General features: G+C 69.9%; 2 protein-coding genes. Both read left to right on the plus strand.

Annotated features, from left to right (window positions below; all coding sequences use genetic code 11):
* Positions 1 to 37 precede the first annotated feature (37 nt).
* The gene (locus tag AAHM41_RS39960) at positions 38 to 1630 is read left to right on the plus strand and encodes a PBSX family phage terminase large subunit (RefSeq protein WP_342242211.1); all 1593 of its coding nucleotides are present in this window, start codon (positions 38 to 40) and stop codon (positions 1628 to 1630) included.
* A gap of 74 nt (positions 1631 to 1704) precedes the next feature.
* Complete coding sequence (locus tag AAHM41_RS39965) at positions 1705 to 2043, plus strand: hypothetical protein (RefSeq protein ID WP_342242212.1); 339 nt, start codon at positions 1705 to 1707, stop codon at positions 2041 to 2043.
* The last annotated feature ends 193 nt before the right edge of the window (positions 2044 to 2236 follow it).

Raw genomic sequence — 2236 nt, forward strand, 5'->3', positions numbered from 1 at the left:
GGGGGGCGCTTTCGTTCCGGAGCGGGGGGCGATCGGAATGAAGGGCAACGATCAGCAACTCAGATTCGCCGACGAGTATGTCGTCGATGGGTACGGCGGCCGGGCGGCGATCCGGGCCGGCTATGCTCCGAAATACGCCAATCAGCGGGCCTCCGTCCTGCTCCGCGATCCGGACATGATTCTTGCCGTCCTCGAGGCGGCGGAGCGGTTGAAGAGGCGCGAGCCTCTCCGCGACCGAGTGCTGCGCCAGCTGCCGAAGCTGGCCGATAAAGTCGACATCCCCGCCACCCAGCCGCGCCGACGTCAGCGAGTCAAAGAGCTGCGCCGCAAGCTCGGCCTTCCCGAGCCGGTGAGACCGGTCGTGGAGGACGAGGCCCTGCCGGCCGACGCGATCGAGATCACTGTCTCCGATCCGCCGCCCGAGCATTACGGCGTCTTCGCCGAGCTGCTGCCGCCGGCCCGGTACAAGGGCGCCCATGGCGGCCGCGGCTCGGGCAAGTCGCATTTCTTCGCCGAACTGCTGGTGCGGCGCTGCTTGGCGCGGCCGACCCGAGCGGTGTGCATCCGCGAGGTGCAGCGGTCGCTCGACCAGTCGGTCAAGCGGCTGATCGAGGACAAGATCCTGGCGCTGGGCGTCGGCAGCCGGTTCAAGGTGCAGCAGGCCCAGATCCTGACGCCGGGCGGCCGGATCATCTTCCAGGGCATGCAGAACCACACCGCCGAGAGCATCAAATCGCTGGAGGGCTACGACATCGCCTGGGTCGAGGAGGCGCAGTCGCTGTCGGCCCGCAGCCTCGACCTGTTGCGCCCGACCATCCGCAAGCCGGGATCGGAGCTGTGGTTCTCCTGGAACCCGACCCGGCCGACCGACCCGGTCGACGCGCTGTTCCGCGGCCCCATGCTGCCGCCCGACGCCCTGCTGGTGGAGGCCAAATACTCGGAGAACCCGCATTTCCCGGAGGTGCTGAAGGCGGAGCTGGAATGGGACCGCCGGCGCGACCCGGACAAGTACCAGCATGTCTGGCTGGGCGGCTATCGCCGGGTCAGCGAGGCGCGAGTGTTCAAGAACTGGCGGGTCGAAGCGTTCGAGACGCCGGCCGATGCCCGGTTCCTGTTCGGCGCCGATTGGGGCTTCAGCACCGACCCGACGGTGCTGGTGCGCTGCTTCATCACCGGCCGGACGCTGTTCGTGGACCACGAGGCCTATGCCGTGGGCTGCGAGATCGACAGGACGCCGGCGCTGTTCGACACCATCCCGGGGGCGCGGTCATGGCCGATCACCGCCGACAGCGCCCGGCCGGAGACGATCAACTACCTGCAGCGCCACGGCTTCGGCAACCTGCGGGCGGCGGCGAAGGGGGCGGGGTCGGTCGAGGAGGGCGTCGCCTTCCTGCAGAGCCACGACATCCTGGTGCATCCGCGCTGCCGGCATCTGATCGACGAGCTGGCCCTGTACAGCTATCGGACCGACCCGCACACCGGCGAGCTGCAGCGGCGGCTCGAGGACCGCGAGAACCACGTCATCGACGCCCTGCGCTACGCCGTCGAAAGCCAGCGGAGGGGCGGCACCTACGACAGCTCGATGCGCTGGGTCGGCACGATCGGCTGGACGTACCGCCTGTTCGGGTGAGGCCTGCGTTCCGCCACCCGCGATCTCTCCGGTTGCACACACAAGCGGGCCGACATGGCCCTTGGAGGCCGGCCTTGTTCCTGGACACGCTGAGCAATGTCGTCGCCGGGCCGTTCACCGGCAAGGACAAGCTCGCCCATGACCGCTTCGGCCTGATCGGGATCGTCGCCGGCCTGCTCGGCTCCCGCCTCGGCCGCTGGGCGGCGCTGGCGCTGCTCGGCGCCGCCACCGTCGCGCTCATCCTCTGGCGCGTCTTCGCGGCCGGCCAGGCCAGCGTCGCCGCGCAGCAGACCCAGGAGACCCTGACCCATGTTCTGGACATCGTCCGGCACGACCAGGCGCTGCGTTCTCTCAGCCCTGCTGCTCGCCGCGAGTGGCTGCGCCGCTACGCCGAAGACCGGGGGCGCCGATAGCCTCTGCCTGGTGGTGGCCGAACCGCCCATCACCCCGGGCTGGGTCGAGAGCGCCGACCAAGCCTGGGTGGACTGGCTGGTGCCGATCGTCGACTACGGCCAGCGGCACTGCGGCTGGCAATAAAAAGGGGGGGGGGGGCCCCAGGGCGCCGCCCCCGGTTTTGGGTTGAGAACCCGGCGGGGGGGGAAAGCG

Source organism: Inquilinus sp. OTU3971, assembly GCF_038440215.1.